We start from the raw sequence: 17,411 nt of genomic DNA, 5'->3' as shown, positions 1-17,411 counted from the left end.
AGAAATCTCGTAAGCAGCAGGGAGCTGCTACGGCTGGATGCAAGAAAAGAGTCTGGCACTTCCTGTATCCGCTTCTGCTATACCGAAAGGCGAAATGTGATTGTCAGTCTCAATCGCCAGCCTCGTCCACAGGCGAGGCATCTGCGGATCTCTTGCTTCGGGACTGGCCGGATCAATTCCAGCTCACTTCCCTTGACGAGCGAATAATCGATAACGGATAAAGCTCTTTCCGTTCAGTTCCGTCTCACCGTCTTTCTCAAATCCAAGACGCAACATATTTCTCGTTTGGTTTCTGCTAGTGGGTAGTAGAGCCGTTATGGATTCAAGCTTCATTTCATCGAATGCTTTTTCGATAATTTCCTTGTAAATGGCGTGGCCAAGCCCCCAGAATTCTGGAGCAAGCACCAACGCCAGATCGGCATCGTCATGCTCAAGCTGCAACCCGCCCCATCCAGCAAATTTTCCATCGATGAAAAATGCCCACGGACCATATCCATGATGCTGCCATTGCAATTCCTTGCCCTCTACCCACGCGCGACATCTTTCCTCGTCAAAGACTCCGTCCGAAAGAGGCATGTGCCGCAAAACCAGAGGATCTGATAGCAACGAGATGATCTCACTGAGACGTACAGCTGGTAATCGTTTGAATTCGATATTCAATTAGTACCCCAATAATGCCGATGCACTCTCGACACTGTCGTGGAAGGGATCTCTCAACTCTGATTATCGACCTAACCTGAGCGGTTTGATCCCTGGTATGTGCAACAAAGTGTGCGATCCTTTTTATCGAACAGATCATGGCGCTTTTGCCCGCAATCCGGGTTCGTGCCGCAAGAAGCGCTGTTTGCGCCGCTGGCAGAAGAATTTTTAGGGCGACCGGAATCTGTCAAAGCCTGGCTCGTATTTTGACCAATTCCTGAAATTGGAATCGAGATGCGTGTCGCAGACAATCTTACGGCTTCAGCTGTTTTGTCATCCAGAGCACCAGGTCATCGTCGAGGGGTACGTTCGAGCCCGGCGGTACCGGCTCATAATTGTAAGAAACCCCGTTCCCGTCGGGTCGATAGCCAAGCTTCACGTAAAGACTTTGTGCGGGACCATAGTCGGCATAAAGGCCGACGCCAATTCCGATGGTTGTTTTACCTTGGCCGAGCGCGTACTGCTCGAATTTTGCAATGAGTCGCGTAGCGATGCCACTCCGACGGACCGAAGATGCAACGACAAGATTATTGATTTCCGGCACACCCGCCTGACGGAATGCGCGGTAATCCGAGGCCCACAGTAAGTTTCCATAGCCCACTGCTCGTCCTTGTTCGTCAAGGGCAAGCAATGTGTGCCTTTCACCATTACGCGATTCTTGAAGGTATCGATTCCAGATGCCGCGGTCAGCTTTCCAAGCCGCACCGCCGTTGGTTGCGGCGATGAGCCTGAAGTCTCCATCTTCAAGCTCTTTCAATTCGAACATCGTTATCCTCCAGATTCCGGGCTATCGAATTCTCACTCTAGCGCATCGAAGATCTGCTGACAGGTGATCTTGAAGATAGAGTCACATTTATCTTTGACGACTGCGATCTATCAAAACACGTCTCGCGCGGTGTCATGACGGCAGTCGAAAGGTATCGCTGTGCGACGACTTCGCACAGTGGCCGATATTTGGTGACGAGGGGACGGCGCGCATAACGGAGCCGCTGCGGCAGAGCGGCCTGCCTGGAGATGTGGGGTATGTTCGACCTGCCTCGGTCGACCCGAACACGGAAACGTTCAACGAACAAGAAGCCTAAGACGTATTACATCGAGCGTTCGAGGATTTCCCTATAGTCCTCCACCGACGCATCGCGCGGATTGGTCTTGTGGCTGTGATCCTTCAGCGCGCCGCTGATGATCCGCTCGAACATGTCGCGCGTTACACCGAGTTCGGCCAGTCCCGAAGGCAGGTCGAGCGTGCGGCTCATATCGCGGATCGCGACGCCGATCTGATCGCCGGATTCGAGTTGCATCGCCTGTGCGAGACGAGCGAGCTTGCCTTCCTCCTTCACGCTCGCGGCCTCGCTGTTGAACGCGATCACAGCGGGCAGGAAGATGGCGTTGAGCGTGCCGTGATGCAATCGCGGGTTGATGCCGCCAAGCGAATGGCTCAGGCTGTGTACGCAACCAAGTCCCTTTTGAAACGCGAGCGCGCCCTGCATCGACGCACTCATCATGTTCAGGCGTGCAACGCGGTCATCGGGCTGACGCGTCGCACGCTCGATATGACGCCATGCGCGCCACAACCCATCGAGCGCAATGCCGTCGGCAGGAGGATTGAACGCCGGCGCAAGAAACGTTTCGATGCAATGCGCTATCGCGTCCATGCCGGTTGCAGCGGTCAGCGCCGCGGGCAATTTCATCGTCAGTTCGGGATCGCAGATCGCTGACTTCGGCACGACGAAGGGAGAGATCACGCCGACCTTGCGGCCGTCGTCGAGAATCAGGATCGCACCGCGCCCTACCTCGCTGCCGGTGCCGGCCGTGGTCGGAATCGCGATCAGTGGCGCAGTCGCCGATGTAATGCGCGCAGCACCGCCTTCGATCACCGCGAAGCTCTGCAGTGGCCCTTCGTGCGTGGCGCAAACGGCGACGCCCTTCGCGAGATCGATTGATGAGCCACCGCCTATCGCAATGATGCCGTCGCACTCCGATTGCTTGTATAAGGCGACGGCGTCGCGCACGGCGCCTTCGTTCGGGTTCGGTGGCGTTAGGTCATACACCGGCACGGCTGGGCCCTGGCCCAGGGCATCGAGCACGATATCGACAATGCCGGCAGCCTTCACACCCTGATCCGTCACGATCAACGGACGACGGATGCCGATGCGCTCGCACTCGCTTTTGATGAGCTTGACTGCGCCGAAGTCGAACTGGATTTGCGTGATGTAATTGATGAGCGACATGGCAGTGAGCAAGCGTTATCTAAAGGGTTAACCAGACCGCCGCATCTTCCGCGGCTTTGGTCCCGCATTATAGGCATGGCCCCTTCGGCGTTGATAGTGACAAGATTTCATGTCGCTATCGCTTTTGCTCAAGTCTGATCCCGCCGCTCACCAACACCTCAACCCGCGAACCGTGGCTCCGGCAAGCCCTTCACGCCGAGCCCGGTGACTGCGAACAGTCCACCTTTGTCGCGCTCTTTTTGGGGAATACCCCACATTGGACGGCCCATCGTCGTGACGAACAGGATGTCGAGGTCCGGGCCGCCAAACATCACGCTCGTCAGGTTGCGTACAGGGAAAGGCACCACGCGGTCCAGCGCTCCATCCGGCGCGAAGCGCAGGATGCGCCCGCCGAACACGAGCGCCGACCAGACGTAACCTTCGGCATCCACGGTCGCGCCATCGAACGTACCCGCCATGTCTCTCGCCGATGCAAACACGCGCCGGTTCGCAACGGCGCCCGTTTCGATGTCGTAGTCATACGCGTACATCTGGCGGTCGTAGGTATCGGTGAAATAGAAGGTGCGGTTGTCCGGGCTCCAGCACGGACCGTTCGAGCAACTGATGCCGCCGTCCAGGCGCGTGACCTTGCCATTGGTATCGAGCCGATACAACGCGCCGCTGCGGCTAGAACGCTGGCCCCGGTCTGCGTCATAGCGGTCGAAGTCATACGCCATGGTCCCCGCGATAAACCGCCCTCGCCGGTCCACCTTGCCGTCGTTGAAACGTGTTTCCGTATCGTCGCTTTCCGGGTCGGCGATGAGCTTCACCGTCTGCGCGTCGAAGTCATAGAAATGCAGACCGTTGGCAAGCGCGACCACGGCGCCGCCCTGCTCGCGCAGCGCCATCGAACCAATATGGCGCGGCACGAAATAACGCTTGGTATCGCTGCCATCGGCCCGGCAACTGCTGATCTCGGCGGCCGTGCTGTCGATCCAGTACAAGCGCTGTTCCTTCACGTCCCATAGCGGCCCTTCGCCAAGGTGATTGTTGGCATCAACAATCAGGCGCGTTTCGATCATGGTTGTCTCCTGTTATTTATCGGACTTCGACGTGGTCCGACGATGCGCAAGCAATGCCATCAGCCGCCGGTCACGCCACCGGCTGCGCTTTTCTATCTCGTCGCGCGGCAGGACATCACGACGTTCGGCATCGAGCCGCGCGATGCTTTCGGGCGACCAGTCGAACGGCACGCTGTCCTTCGCGAACGATTGATACATCGCGCCATAACGCGTCGCGTAATCCGTCACGCCACCGGGCGCATTCAAATCGATGGTCTCGAACGGACCCATGAACGACCAGCGTAATCCGAGGCCATCGCGCATCACGGTATCGAGGTCGGCGGCGCTTGCGGAACCCCGTGCGTAGAGGCTCAGGGCTTCATCTAGCAGCACGCCTTGCAGCCGGTTCAACAGGAAACCCGGTATCTCGCGTGTAACGGTGACCGGTTGCTGACCGGCTTCTTCATAGATCGCGCGCGCGCGGGCGATGGTCTCGGGCGTGGTCCACGGCGCGCCGCACAACTCCACGAGAGGCACGAGCGAAGGCGGGTTCACGGGATGCGCCACGAGACATCGCGAGCGCCCGGCAAGCTCTTCGGTGAATGTCGAAGCGGGCAAGCCTGAAGTCGAACTCGCGAGCAGCGTGTCGGGACGCGTCAACTTGTCGAGTTCTGCAAACAACGTGCGTTTCACATCGACGATTTCCGCGATGTTCTCCTGCACCAGATCGACGTCGTGCACGGCGTCGGAGAGCGCGTTGAAGGTGCTCACCCGCAACACGATCTGTTCGATGGGTTCATCGATCAGGCCATAGTCCTGGAGATCGGAAACGCTTTCACGTATCGACGCAATCGCGCCTTCGAGCATTGCGCTGTCGGCATCGTGAAGACGCACTTCAAACCCCGCACGCGCGAACACGACCGCCCACGCGCGCCCGATGCGCCCCGACCCGATCACCGCAACGCGTTTGCTGCTCATAGTCGACTCCTTTTTGGTTTTATGCCTTCTTGTCGCGCAACGTGATCACCGCGGCCAGCACGACGAGCCCGTTGATGATGTCGCGCACGGCCGGCGGTACGGTCGTTCCTGCGAGCAGTGTTCCGAGCGCGGTCAGCAGCAATGCGCCACCGAACACGCCGAGATAATGGCCGCGTCCGCCGGTGATCAAAGCGCCGCCGACGACCACGACTGCAATCGATGGCAACAAGTACGGGTCGCCCATGCCGAGGAACGCCTGGCTGCTGAAGCCGGCAAGCAGCAAGCCCACAGCGGCGGAGCACAAGCCGGAAAGACAATACACGGCGATCAGCGTGGCGCCCACACGTACGCCCGAGAGCTTCGCCGCGATGGGCGAATTCCCAACCGCATAGACCCGTCTTCCGAAGGCCGTGCGATGCAGCAGCAACAATGCAAACGCCAGGAACAGCGGGACGCACCACGCGGCGAGCGACAAAGGCCCGAAGTGTCCGTTCGTGAAGTTGCTTATCGCTGAAGGCGCCCAGCCTTGCGGCGATCCGTTGCAGTAGATCAGCGTGATGCCCTGCAGCAAGCCATTGGCTGCAAGCGTGACGACGATCGGCGGCAAGCCGAGCACAACCACACCGACGCCGTTGAAGACACCCACGAGCAAACCTGCGCCGAGCACGAGCGGTACGGCCCAGATCGCGGCATCGTTGAGACCGTGCGTGAGTCCCGTAAGCAACACGCCCGATAACGTGATGAGCCACGGCACCGATAGATCGAGTCCGCCCGTGAGAATGACCGCGCCTTGCCCCAGGCCCAATATGGCGAGGAAGAGCGTCAGCGTGAGCAAGCTCGTATATAAGTTCGAGCTCGCAAGTACGCCCGGCCCATATACCACGCCCGTGATCGCGATGACCGCAAAGAACAACAAATACGCGGGCACCACGTACTTCACCCATTCGCGATTGCGCTCGATCCAGTCCAATACCACCCTGCCCTTGAGCTCGGTATTTTCCAGCGGACGAAAATCCTCGACTTCAAATTTCACGCGCCGCGCGCCTGGATCGTCCTTGGCGCGCGTTCCGGTTCGCCACGCGGTGACCCATCGGCTGGCGTATTGTGCGCAGTGATGCGCCGCCGATTGCTTGCCGATCGACGATCCGAGCACAGCCAGGATCAGGATGATCGCTTCAGCGATAGTCGTGAAAAACGCCGACACGTTCAGTACCAGCAAGATGTTCACCGTGATCATGAGCGTCATGGCCGCGAACACCGTGCCGACGCAGCCGCCGCGCCCGCCGCCGAGCCACGTTCCGCCGAGCACCACCGCGGTGAACATGGAAAGCAGCAACGGCCGGCCGACGAGCGGATCGGCGGAGCCCGTCTGTGCCGATACATACAAGCCCGCCGCCGCGTAGAACATGCCGGCGAGCGCATACGTCGCAATCCGGTATGTTTGAACGGGCATGCCGTTCGAGTACGCGCCGTCGGGATCGCTGCCAAGGGCGTAGAGCCCCACGCCAAACCGCGTGCGCTTGACGAAGGTCCAGACAAGCAGCGCGACAATCAGCACGGCGGCTGACATCGGCACCTTGTCCTGAATGAGATCCGACGTGATCAGGCCGCCAAACTGCTCGCCGATACTCCCGCCCGGCTTGTTCTGGATCAGCAGCGTGAGTCCTTGCACCATGAACATGGTCGCGAGCGTGACAACGATGGACTGCAACCGGAACCACGCGATCAGTGCACCGTTGATCAGCCCGATACCGCCGCCTATCGCGAGAATCAACGCAACGCCGCCCCATTGCTGGATGGGCGTGCCTTGTACAAAGTGCACGGCGAGCACGTTCGACAGCGAAACCACCGCGGACGCCGACAGATCAAAGCCGCCGCTCAGGACGACGATAGTCTGGCCAATGGCCGCAAGCGCAAGCGTCGTGCTGCTGGAGATCACCGAGCCGACGTCGTACATGCCGACCGGCGTTGCCGACAGTGACACCCACGCAACCAGCATTGCGAAGAGCGCGCCGATGGCGATGATCAGCCCGCGATAATGATCGATGCGCGCCCGCAAACCGACGTGCGCGCCTGGGCGCACGATTTCGCTATCGGGTGACGCAATTGCAATTTTCATGATCGACCTCTGGTTGCTTCAGCTTGAGAGCATCTTGCGCATCACGTTTTCTTCCGTGAGCGCGTCGCCTGCGAGCTCGGCCACATTGCGCCCGCGATACACCACCGTCACGCGATCGCATACGTTCACCAGCTCGGGGACATCGGTGGAATAAAACAGCACGGACCCGCCGGCCGCCGCGAATGCACGCATCAACACGAATATTTGATGCTTGGTCCCGACATCGATACCGCGCGTCGGATCGAACATCAGCCACACGCGGCTTTGCGTGAGCAGCCATTTCGCCATCGCGATCTTTTGCTGGTTGCCGCCCGAGAACGAGAGGCACGGTTTGTAGACGGCCCGCGGATTCACTTCCATCTGTGCAAGCGCACGCTTGATGGCAGCCTGCTCGCGTTTTCTGTCGATCAGACCGAAGTGCGTAAAGCGCTTGATGACCGGCAACGAGACGTTTTCTCCGCCGGGAAGCCGCAGAAACAAGCCCTCGGTCTTGCGGTCCTCAGGCAGAAAACTTGTCGATATCCCGGCCTTCAACGAATCAGCCGTCGACGTCAGCGTGACCGGTTTCCCATCCACCAGGATCTGGCCTGCATCGATAAACTCCGCCCCGAACAGCGCCTCGAAAATTTCGCGCTGCCCCATGCCCTGAAGTGCCGCAATGCCATGCACCTCGCCCGCTTTCAACGTCAGGTCGAAGTCGTTCACCACGGCATTCACCTTGATGCCGCGCGCTTCCATCGCCGGGGTGTCGAGCACGGTGGGAGAAGCGACCTTCGGCGGGTATTTGGCTTCCAGCGACCGGCCGATGACAAGCCGGATGACTTCGTCGTCCGAGATCGCGGAGGTATCGAATGCGCCCACGTCGTGGCCGTTCCTGTACACCGTCAGGCTGTCGCAGAACTCGCGCACTTCCTGCATGCGATGTGTGATGAACACGAAGGTCACGCCCCGCGCCTTCATCTCTTCGATACGGCGCGCAAGCCACGACACATCGCGGCCCGATAGCGCCGAAGTCGGTTCATCGAGCAACAGCACGTCGGGTTTGCGCACGAGCGCTTTTGCAATCTCGATCTTCTGGCGTACCGGCAAAGCCAGATCGCGGATATACGCGCCGGGACGGACATCGCCCAGTTCGAGCTTGTCGAGCCACTCCGCCGCCTGACGTTGCGCTTCGCGCTGGCGGATGCGGCCAAACCAGCCCGTGGGTTCATACGACATGAGCAGGTTTTGCGCGACCGTCAGGTCGCGCACCAGCGTCATTTCCTGGAACGCGGTCTGCACGCCCGCCCGGTGCGCGTCTTTCGGACCGCGCATGTTCACGCTCTGCCCGAGGATCGAGATACTGCCTTCGTCCGGCTGCATCAAGCCTGAAAGCAGCTTCACGGTCGTCGACTTGCCCGCGCCGTTCTCGCCAAGCAGCGCGTGAACGGCACCACGCCTGACCCGAAAGGACGCATTGTCCAGCGCGACGGTCGCGCCGAAGCGCTTGGTCACGTTCGACAGATCGATCGCCCAGCCGCCGTCTGCTGCCTGTGAGTGGCTCTGCATGGAACGCTCCTTAATCCGGCTTGCCGGTCAGCGCCGCGTTGAACCCCACCTCGCTCGTCTCCGCCGAATAGATGTCGGCGAACCAGCCCGGCGGCACCTTGTCCGGCATGAACGCGGTACACCCTGCCTTCAGTTCATCGATCGAACCCGTCTTGCACAGCTTGGATTCCGCCGTCAGGACCAGCGGCAGCTTGAGCGTCACGTGCGGCGGGAAGTCCTTGCCTTCGAGTTTGCCGACAGCCATCTTCAACGCCAGCGCGCCCGAGTACGGCGGCGATCCATAGGAGATCGACCTGTACCCGATCGAGCGATACGAACCGTCGCCCTTGACGGTGCCCGGCGGCAGCATCTGCACGCGGTGCCCGTTCGACGATTCACCCGCGCATGGCTTCACCTTGTCGTCGGCTATGCCGGCTTCGAGCTGCATGGACGCCGCCGTGAAGCAGCCAACCTGCATCCATAAGCCGTCGATCTTGTCCCAGCTATTGGTGGCAAGGATCTTCGACAACTCCGTCTTCGCCGTCGCCTGGCTCCACATGCCGGTGCCCTCAGCCACGATCTTGATGCCCGGATACTTCGCGAACACCGCCTTGGCCGCTTCAGTGCGCGCACGATCCACGGACGTGCCCGGCACGCCGTTGATAAGCACGATATTGCCCTTGCCATTGATCGTCTTCGCGAGCCATTCCGCCGTCACCGTACCGGCCTGCTTCTGGTCGATCGTCACGTTATGCGCGCATGGCTCGGTCACTTCGCCGTCGTACGCGGCCACGATCACGCCTTTCGAGCACGCGTTCTTGATTGCACGATTCAACGCCGTCGGTGAGATCGGATAGATCACGATGGCCTTCGCGCCCGCCTGTACCATCGAATTGATTTGCTGGATCTGCTTTTGTGCGTCGGTGCCCGCGACCTGCACTTCGAGATCGACCTTGTCTTTCAGGCCCGGCGTTGCGGACATGGCCTTGACCATGTTCGCGGCTTCGGTTTGCCAGTCGTTGCCGACATAGCTCATCGAAAGGAATACCTTGTATTTCTCGGCGGCCGTTGCTTGTTGCGATACCGCCAGCGTTGCGAGCAACGTGGCCCCGAGCGCAAGCCGTGCCGCCCGACGCAGGGTGTTCGTCAGCGTTTTCATGTCTTCCTCCGATGCTGCATATGGTTATATGTACGTGTACTACTAACTTTCTACGTGCTTCAGACGTGCACTTGCGGGTAATTCAATGCCTGCAGATCCGGCCACGACATTCGGATCATGACCGGGGATGACGAAGTCAGCGATCTGCCTGATTCGCCTGAGCGAAGCCAGTTCGGCCGCGGTCTCGTGAACGATTCCGACCGGCACGAGATCGACGATATTCTCCATGCAGCTTGCGCAGTCGCCGGCAATCAGCACCACGCCGTCGGCGGTATCGACCGCGACCGACTGATGGCCCGGCGTATGCCCAGGCGTTGGCACAACACGCACGCCCGGAGCGATGTCGGTGATGCCGTGCACGAACTGCCAGCGGAAATAGGCAAGCGGTTCGCGGCCAATCAGGAACTCCTGATAGAACGTGGCTTGCGTGGGCAGCGGACGGCCCGCGTATTCCCATTCACTTGCCTGCACGACGAACCGCGCATTCTTGAACAGCGTATTGCCGCCGGAATGGTCGTAATGCAAATGCGTGTTGATGACAATATCGACCTCGTCCGCACTCCATCCCACGTACTCTTTCAGCGCGCGTTCGAGCCGTTCCCGGCGCCTGCGTGCACGGGCACACGAAATTCGATACCCAGCCCGGATCGTGAATGCCGGTATCCACCACGATCTTCTTGTCGCCGCCGACAATTGCCGTCGACCAGACCGGCACCTTGATCTGCTGGCCGTAATACCGGCCGTATATCTGCGATGAACGATCGACAGTCAGCCATCCCGTAGGCATGGCGACCACCTTGAGCTTCTGCACAGTCACAGTGATCTCCGCCGTCAAAGGTTGAAAGGATGCGTCAGAAGTTCGTGTTGTCCGCGCCCTTGAGCCCGAGCATGGCGCGCGCTTCATCTGGCGTGGCGATGTCGAGCGACAGGCCCTCTATCACCTGACGGATCTTCACGACCTGCGCCGCGCTCGATTCAGCGAGTTTCCCGGCTTCTATCCAAAGCGAATCTTCAAGACCGACGCGCGCATTCGATCCCTGCGCCACGCCGAGGGTTGCGAGTGGAATCTGATGACGTCCTGCGCCGAGGATCGACCAGACATAATCGTTTCCGAAGAGCCGGTCAGCGGTGCGCCGCATGTGCATCAGGTCTTCCGGATGCGCGCCGATACCGCCAAGCAGACCAAACACGCTCTGCACGAAGAACGGAGGTTTCGCGAGACCGCGATCAACGAAATGCGCGAGGTTATAGAGGTGCGAAATGTCGTAGCACTCGTACTCGAAGCGCGTACCGTTCGCACCGCAAGACGTCAGGATGTATTCGATATCCTTGAACGTGTTCTTGAAGATCAGGTCGCGGCTGTTGGCCAGATGCTGGCGCTCCCAGTCGTGCTTGAACTCCTTGAAGCGGTCGAGCATGGGATAGAGGCCGAAGTTCATCGAACCCATGTTCAGCGATGCCACTTCCGGCTGGAAATGATGTGCCGGCTTCAGACGTTCTTCCACCGTCATATGCGGGCTGCCGCCGCTCGTGATGTTGATCACCGCATTCGTTTCGGCCTTGATACGCGGCAGGAATTGCTGGAACACAGCGGGGTCTTGCGTGGGCCGGCCGTCGACGGGGTCGCGGGCGTGAAGGTGCAGGATTGCCGCGCCCTCTTTCGCTGCGGCCAGCGCGGCGTCGCCGATTTCCTGCGGCGTGACGGGCAGGTACGGCGACATCGAAGGAGTATGGATCGCGCCGGTGGGCGCGCATGTGATGATGACCTTGCGCTTGGTAGCCATTGCTTTCGGACCTCGTGAAAAAAGACGAATGTTTTAAGCGTGTTCAAAGCACTTCGACGTTGCCGCACACCGAGATGGCCTGCCCCGAAATCCCGCTGCCGCCGGGCGAGCAGAGGAACAGCGCGGTCGCGGCGACCTCTTCCGGCGTGGTCATGCGGCGCAGCGAGATCTTGGCCAGGTAATCCTTCTCCATGTCTTCATAGGAGAGGCCGAGCTGCTGGGCGCGCGCGGAGATCACACGCTCGATGCGTGGTCCTTTCACAATGCCCGGCTGAATGGCGTTGACGCGGATGTTGTCCGGTCCGAGTTCAATGGCCAGGCTCTTCGTCAGCCCGACCACGGCCCATTTCGTCGCGGAATACGGCGTGCGGAATGCATATCCGAGCCTTCCTGCCACCGACGACAACGCGATTATCGATCCGCCCTCACGCGCCTCTTTCAGCAACGGCACGGCCCGACGCGCGAAATAGAACTGCGCGTTGAGATTGACATCGACGGTCTGTTCCCACTCGCCGACATCCATCTCATCGATACCGCCCGTCGGCCCCGCAATGCCCGCGTTGTTGATCAGCACATCGAGGCCGCCAAGTTGCGTGGCGACGTCATCGAATACGCGATCCACCGCCGCCCTGTCCGATACATCCGCGAGCGTCGCGGTGATCGCGTTCAGCTCGGCGCTTTCTTCGACTTTGAGTAGCGTGTCGATAGCATCCTTGCTTGCGTCGCAGACATGGACACGCGAACCGGCATCGACGAAAGCACGCGCTATCACGAGTCCGATACCCGATGCCCCACCCGTAACCAGCACGCGCAATCCCGCGTGCGGTTTCAACATTTGCAGAACCGTCATGCTTGTCTCCGTTGATGTTCTTATAGTTCGTTGAGCCTCGAAAGCCTTGCTAGGCGCGTGCAGCCTCCCTGCTTTGCAGGCGGTCCTGCAAGTCAGCCGCAGCGCCGCCGATGTCTTCTTCAATACCCGCCCGCGCGCTTTCGCCATCGCCTTTCCAGAGCGCATCGACGATCTTCTTGTGCGCGGCCATCGATAACCTCATGTGCGGAATATCCGGCGCGACGAGATTCAGGAACGGCCCAATGCGCATCCACAAGTTCTGGATCGTGGCGAGCGTGAGATCGCTCGCGCCATGCGTGTAGATGGCGATGTGAAACTCGAAGTTGCTGCGCAAATACGCGGCGACATCGCCGGCTTCCACATGCGCGTGCATTGCATCGAACACGGCTTGCAGCGCGCTTAAATGTTCCTTCGTCATCCGCGAGGCCGCGCGTTTCGCGACGCACCCTTCAAGCGATATCCGTACATCTCGCAGCTCATCGAGCAAGTCGAGCGTCATGGGCGGGACCATGAGCGCGCGGCCGGGACCGTCGATCAGCGCGCCTTCGGCCTGCAGCCGTGTCAGCGCGGCGCGCACCGGCATGGTCGATGAACCCACTGCCTCCGCCACCCCGCGCAGGCTCAGCGCCTGTCCGGGCGCAAAACGCCCCGTCATGATCGCTTCGCGCAACTGGGCGTACACACGCCCTGCCATGGTTTCGCGCGCCACCAGTTCGAGCGGCAGCGGCTCGTTTGCTTCGCGCGTGGTGTCTCGCGTCGTGCCTTGTGCCATGAATTAAACAACTCCTTACGCGATCTGTGACCTGTGATCACACCTTGAGACAAAGTGTGTTGCCTCGGCGGTCCTGAGTCAACAAATAAGACGTAGGGGAAAACGCGGGTCGTGATGTGTCCATTGGATCCGGCTAGGCACAAGACGTGCAACGCATGCGCTAGTTGACCCAAGATTTTCCCGCCAATCTGCAACTCCGGAGCTTTTACATGGCTACATCGACAAAGAAACCGAGCGCAGCATCTGCCGCTCTGACCACACCGACCGACCTGGGTAACGACGCACGCAAGCAAGTCGCCGAAGGCCTGACCCGGTTGCTCGCTGACGTGTTTTCTCTCTTCGTCAAGACGAAGAATTTCCACTGGCACGTGAGCGGCCCGCACTTTCGCGACTATCACCTGCTGCTCGATGACCAGGCGCAATTCGTCTACGACATGATCGACCCGATCGCCGAACGCGCACGCAAGCTCGGCGGCACGACGCTGCGTTCCGTCGGACAAATCAGCACGTTGAAGCGCCTCGCCGATAACGACGCGGACTTCGTGCCGCCTATCGACATGCTCAACGAGCTGCGCACCGACAACGAGTCGCTCGTGAAGTACATGCGCGAATTGCATGAACTCTGCGACGACAAGGAAGATGTCGCAACGGCAAGTCTTATTGAAAACTGGATCGACCAGACAGAAGAGCGAGTGTGGTTCCTCTTCGAAGCGACGCGGTCGTAAGCACGGTACTCGCCAGCAAAGCCATCATGACGAAAAAGGCGCCGACGGCGCCTTTTTTCACGCGTCGCAAATCCCGCATGCGCACATGGAATAAACCTGTGAGCACAGGCGTTTCCCAAAGCAGCTAACGACGCAACGCGTATCATCGAAACACTCGGCCGGGATCCAAGGACAGCTTTGGTCGAGCATCGTCGTGAAGTTCCATTAGTCCATAAAAACTGGAAAACCGCTCATGAAACTCAATCGCATGCTGACTGCCGCCGCCCTCTCGCTCACGCTGGCTGTACCGGCGCTCGCCTTTGCCGATACGGTCAACCTGAAAGCCGACCTCGCCGCTTCGTCGGAAGTCCCGCCGAAGGACAGCCAGGGTCACGGCAAGCTCGACGGCACGTACGACACGTCGTCCAAGCTGCTGCAATGGAAAGTGACTTACGCAGACCTGACGGGTCCGGCGAGCATGGCGCATTTCCACGGCCCGGCGCCGGTGGGCAAGAACGCAGGCGTGGTGATTCCTATCGATCCAAGCAAGCTGCCGAGCCCGATTGAAGGCAGCGCCACATTGACCGATGCACAAGCGAAGGACCTGCTCGCCGGCAACTGGTATTTCAACGTTCACACGGCGAAGAATCCGGGCGGCGAGATTCGCGGCCAGGTCGAAGCGGCGAAGTAAGCGTCACGTTTGAAAGCGGCGAGCTCAGGGATTCTCACAACGAAAGCTCGCCGCGCTGTTCATGCTCCCCTTCCCCATGTACCGCGGATATCCCGGATACCGGCAAAGCGGGCGGCTGCGTCCGTTCGTGGCGCTTGCGATATCGAAGCCGACCAGCGTCTCCGGCGCAATGTTTCCCGTGACCCATCGGTCCAGCGCGCCGAGTTCGTCCCAGGCTGGAATGAACACGCCGTTGCCATGCTGAAAACCCGGGACCATGTAAAGCCGCATGAACGAATCGACGATCGCCTGCCCATACTTCGCGACAAGCGACTGATAGAAAGCGATGGTCTGGTTCGGGCTGATGACTTCATCGGCGAGACCGTGCATGGTGATCAGCTTGCCGCCATGCGCAATGAACGCCGACATGTCGGGGTTCATTGCGCCGACCGTCGACGATAAATCCACCAGGCGCCCTTTGTACTCGCCGGGGTGATCCAGGTCGAAGTCGAGCGTGTTGAAGCGCAGGTCATGCGTGACGAAGTACTTCATGTAGCTGTCGCCCTGCGTGAACAGGTAGCCGTTGACATCGAAACGCGGCGGCTGCACTAGCGTTGCCGAATTGCCAAGCCCCAGCCCGCTTGAAAAGTCCACGCCCTGGAAAACGTTGTAGCCGTAATAACGGGTCACGCCGTGCGCGAGTTCGTAGGGCAGCGTGAAGCCGTCGCGCAAGGTCTCGAGCGTCGCGAGTTGCGCCTCCGACAAACAACTGTCCCGCTGCGATGGCCGCTGTCCGCCGACGCATCGCAACTGCGCAATGATCTTCGGCTCGCGTTCACGGCAGGCTTCCACATTCGCAACGATGCCGTCGAGCGCGCCGTCGAGTCCGTCGCATTCCTGCAGCACGGTTTCGACCACGCGTTTTTGCTGCGCCGGTCCGACAAACCCGCCGGGTGTCCCGTACGATGCACGCCCGACTTTCACCCCCATCAGCCGCACGCCCGAAAAATTGATGGCGGGCGCGTTTGCGATCACGCCGTCGTAGTCGTCGGGAAAGCGCTCGATCACCGTGTACGCCTCGCGCCCGCCTGTCGAGCCACCCGCAAAGTAGGTCTGCTCGGGCTTGCGCCCGTAGCCCATGATGATGAGCGCCAGCGCGACATCGTGCGTCTTCTTCAAATGCCCGTAGCCGAAGTTGATCACCGCTTCGTCGTTCATCGCAAAGTCGGCGCGCCCTGAATTCCCGACGTGACCCGAGTCCGAGCCGAAGGTCGCGTAACCAATCGATAACGGAGACGCCGCCGGCGCGAACGCCGTCGGTTCCGTTCCGCTCACGATCACGCCGTTGTAACCGCCGCCGCCCATTTGCAGCGCGCGGCCATTCCAGCGCGCCGGAAGGTTCACTTCGAAGCGGATATCGGGCGTGGTGTCGAGCTGCGCCTTGATCACGCCGACGAGCCGGCAGTAATCGCCGTTGCGGTTGCGAGGCGCTGCAGCAGCAACGAACGATGCATCCGTGATGATCGCCCCGCGCGTGGGCAGTCCGATCACCGACGCGGGCACGTCCTTGCCCTGCAGTTCAGCGCAATGCTTGACCACGTAGGAAGCAGCGCTCGCGTGAGCGCTGCACGCGAGCGAGGCAGCGAAGGGCAACAGGTGGCGAAGGAGACGAAGTGTGGCTTGGGGCATCGATAAGAGGTTGATTGCCGTGTACGGCACGAGACTGTTGCCTGAAGCTGACTGCAGGCCGACGCCGCACAATATATAAGAAGCTTCTTATTGGAACGAATCCAATCCGCCGCGCGTTGTGTTTGCACAACCTTGCAAATGTTTTCCGAAGCACACGCGCTTACAACGCGATTGATCCCACGATTAGGTCTAGCCAAAAGTGGCGAAAAGCGACACAAGCGGCGGCGCAATGCCGCGCCACCGCCTTCGCACGCAGCATGCCTGCGGGCGGTGCCGGGTCATTCCCCGGCCCATTCACCGCGAAGATCGCTGTCCTGCAGGAGTTCGAGCAGCGTTTCCGCCGGCCGGCTCAAATGCTTCGCCGCCAGCGCGATGAACTCGACCTCCGGCAATTCCGGCAACTCGGCACGATTGGTTGGGGGTGCAAGTCCCCTGCCCGAGAGAAAGTTCGAACGCACTGTCAGGCCCAGCCCGCCACGCGCGGCGGCAATGCATCCTGCATACGAGCTGCTCGTGCAGACCATTTGCCATTGGGCGCCCGCGGCCGCGAGCGCATCGAGCACCACGGCACGAGTGACGCTCGGCTCGGCGACGAGGATCAGCGGCAAGGGCTGCGCGAGATCCACTTCGGTGCCGGTCCGCGCAAGCCATTCCAATTTTCCTGAAAAGAGCGGTATGCCGCGCCGGTCGCCCAGCCGCCTTTTGCCGATCAACAGATCGATCGCGCCCGCATCCAGGCGCTCGTAAAGCCGCCCCGTCATGCCAATGGTGATCTCCAGCTCGACATCGGGATGCGTGCGCCGGAACGCAGCGAGCACGCTCGGCAGCGGCCCGAGCGCCATATCGTCCGATGAACCCAGCCGCCCGCGGCCACGTAATCGCGGCGAGCGGAATTGCGATTCGGCATGGGACATGGCCTCGAGGATCACGCGCGCGTGAACGAGCATGGCTTCGCCGTCGGCGGTGAGCGCGAGCGAATGGGTATCGCGGACCAGCAGGCGGCGACCCACATGTTCCTCGAGACGCCGGATGTGCTCGCTGACGCTCGACTGCGTGAGACTGAGCTGACGGCCGGCGTCAGTGAAACTATGCGACGCGGCCACCGTCGCGAAGGTGTTCAGCCAGACAGGATTGAGCATATGCCATTGTTATCGACTACTCCGATAGCAGTCAATGTTGCCAGCGGGGTTCC

General features: G+C 60.4%; 15 protein-coding genes and 1 pseudogene. 2 read left to right on the top strand and 14 right to left on the bottom strand.

Annotated features, from left to right (window positions below; translation table 11 throughout):
* Positions 1 to 183 precede the first annotated feature (183 nt).
* From AX768_RS07280 to AX768_RS07225, 12 genes and pseudogenes are all read right to left on the bottom strand, one after another.
* Positions 184 to 660: a GNAT family N-acetyltransferase gene (locus tag AX768_RS07280; RefSeq protein WP_061999397.1), complete on the bottom strand. Its 477-nt coding sequence runs from the start codon at positions 658 to 660 to the stop codon at positions 184 to 186.
* A gap of 292 nt (positions 661 to 952) precedes the next feature.
* The gene (locus AX768_RS07275) at positions 953 to 1,465 is read right to left on the bottom strand and encodes a GNAT family N-acetyltransferase (RefSeq protein ID WP_061999396.1); all 513 of its coding nucleotides are present in this window, start codon (positions 1,463 to 1,465) and stop codon (positions 953 to 955) included.
* Positions 1,466 to 1,787: 322 nt separating this feature from the next.
* A complete protein-coding gene (locus AX768_RS07270) occupies positions 1,788 to 2,927 on the bottom strand; it encodes an iron-containing alcohol dehydrogenase (protein WP_061999395.1) in 1,140 nt (379 codons plus the stop codon).
* Positions 2,928 to 3,085: 158 nt separating this feature from the next.
* Positions 3,086 to 3,988, bottom strand: coding sequence for an SMP-30/gluconolactonase/LRE family protein (locus tag AX768_RS07265; RefSeq protein ID WP_061999394.1), 903 nt, complete (start codon positions 3,986 to 3,988; stop codon positions 3,086 to 3,088).
* A gap of 12 nt (positions 3,989 to 4,000) precedes the next feature.
* Positions 4,001 to 4,945, bottom strand: coding sequence for a 3-hydroxyacyl-CoA dehydrogenase (locus AX768_RS07260; RefSeq protein WP_061999393.1), 945 nt, complete (start codon positions 4,943 to 4,945; stop codon positions 4,001 to 4,003).
* A gap of 19 nt (positions 4,946 to 4,964) precedes the next feature.
* Positions 4,965 to 7,064, bottom strand: a complete 2,100-nt coding sequence (locus tag AX768_RS07255; RefSeq protein ID WP_061999392.1) for an ABC transporter permease subunit — start codon at positions 7,062 to 7,064, stop codon at positions 4,965 to 4,967.
* 18 nt (positions 7,065 to 7,082) lie between these two features.
* Positions 7,083 to 8,612 carry a sugar ABC transporter ATP-binding protein gene (locus AX768_RS07250; protein ID WP_061999391.1) on the bottom strand — a complete coding sequence of 510 codons (1,530 nt, stop codon included), beginning with the start codon at positions 8,610 to 8,612 and terminating at the stop codon, positions 7,083 to 7,085.
* A gap of 10 nt (positions 8,613 to 8,622) precedes the next feature.
* Positions 8,623 to 9,750: a sugar ABC transporter substrate-binding protein gene (locus AX768_RS07245; RefSeq protein WP_061999390.1), complete on the bottom strand. Its 1,128-nt coding sequence runs from the start codon at positions 9,748 to 9,750 to the stop codon at positions 8,623 to 8,625.
* A gap of 42 nt (positions 9,751 to 9,792) precedes the next feature.
* Positions 9,793 to 10,537 (bottom strand): annotated as a pseudogene (locus tag AX768_RS07240) (N-acyl homoserine lactonase family protein).
* A 64-nt stretch (positions 10,538 to 10,601) separates the two neighbouring features.
* A complete protein-coding gene (locus tag AX768_RS07235) occupies positions 10,602 to 11,534 on the bottom strand; it encodes a 3-keto-5-aminohexanoate cleavage protein (protein ID WP_061999389.1) in 933 nt (310 codons plus the stop codon).
* A 43-nt stretch (positions 11,535 to 11,577) separates the two neighbouring features.
* Entirely contained in the window at positions 11,578 to 12,384 is an 807-nt protein-coding gene (locus AX768_RS07230) for an SDR family oxidoreductase (protein ID WP_061999388.1), read from the bottom strand.
* Between the two features lie 49 nt (positions 12,385 to 12,433).
* Positions 12,434 to 13,078: a GntR family transcriptional regulator gene (locus AX768_RS07225; RefSeq protein WP_086383743.1), complete on the bottom strand. Its 645-nt coding sequence runs from the start codon at positions 13,076 to 13,078 to the stop codon at positions 12,434 to 12,436.
* A 287-nt stretch (positions 13,079 to 13,365) separates the two neighbouring features.
* On the opposite strand from AX768_RS07225, the gene AX768_RS07220 reads away from it, so the two are divergent.
* Positions 13,366 to 13,881, top strand: a complete 516-nt coding sequence (locus AX768_RS07220; RefSeq protein ID WP_061999386.1) for a Dps family protein — start codon at positions 13,366 to 13,368, stop codon at positions 13,879 to 13,881.
* Positions 13,882 to 14,128: 247 nt separating this feature from the next.
* The gene (locus AX768_RS07215; RefSeq protein ID WP_062000846.1) at positions 14,129 to 14,551 is read left to right on the top strand and encodes a CHRD domain-containing protein; all 423 of its coding nucleotides are present in this window, start codon (positions 14,129 to 14,131) and stop codon (positions 14,549 to 14,551) included.
* Between the two features lie 24 nt (positions 14,552 to 14,575).
* Here AX768_RS07215 and AX768_RS07210 read toward each other — a convergent pair whose 3' ends face one another.
* On the bottom strand, positions 14,576 to 16,219 hold the full coding sequence (locus AX768_RS07210; protein WP_062000845.1) for a tannase/feruloyl esterase family alpha/beta hydrolase: 1,644 nt from the start codon (positions 16,217 to 16,219) through the stop codon (positions 14,576 to 14,578).
* Between the two features lie 278 nt (positions 16,220 to 16,497).
* Positions 16,498 to 17,358: a LysR family transcriptional regulator gene (locus AX768_RS07205; RefSeq protein WP_061999385.1), complete on the bottom strand. Its 861-nt coding sequence runs from the start codon at positions 17,356 to 17,358 to the stop codon at positions 16,498 to 16,500.
* Positions 17,359 to 17,411 lie beyond the last annotated feature (53 nt).

This window comes from Burkholderia sp. PAMC 28687 (genome assembly GCF_001577465.1).
Taxonomy (GTDB): Bacteria; Pseudomonadota; Gammaproteobacteria; order Burkholderiales; family Burkholderiaceae; genus Caballeronia.
This window is presented reverse-complemented; position numbering and strand designations above follow the sequence as displayed.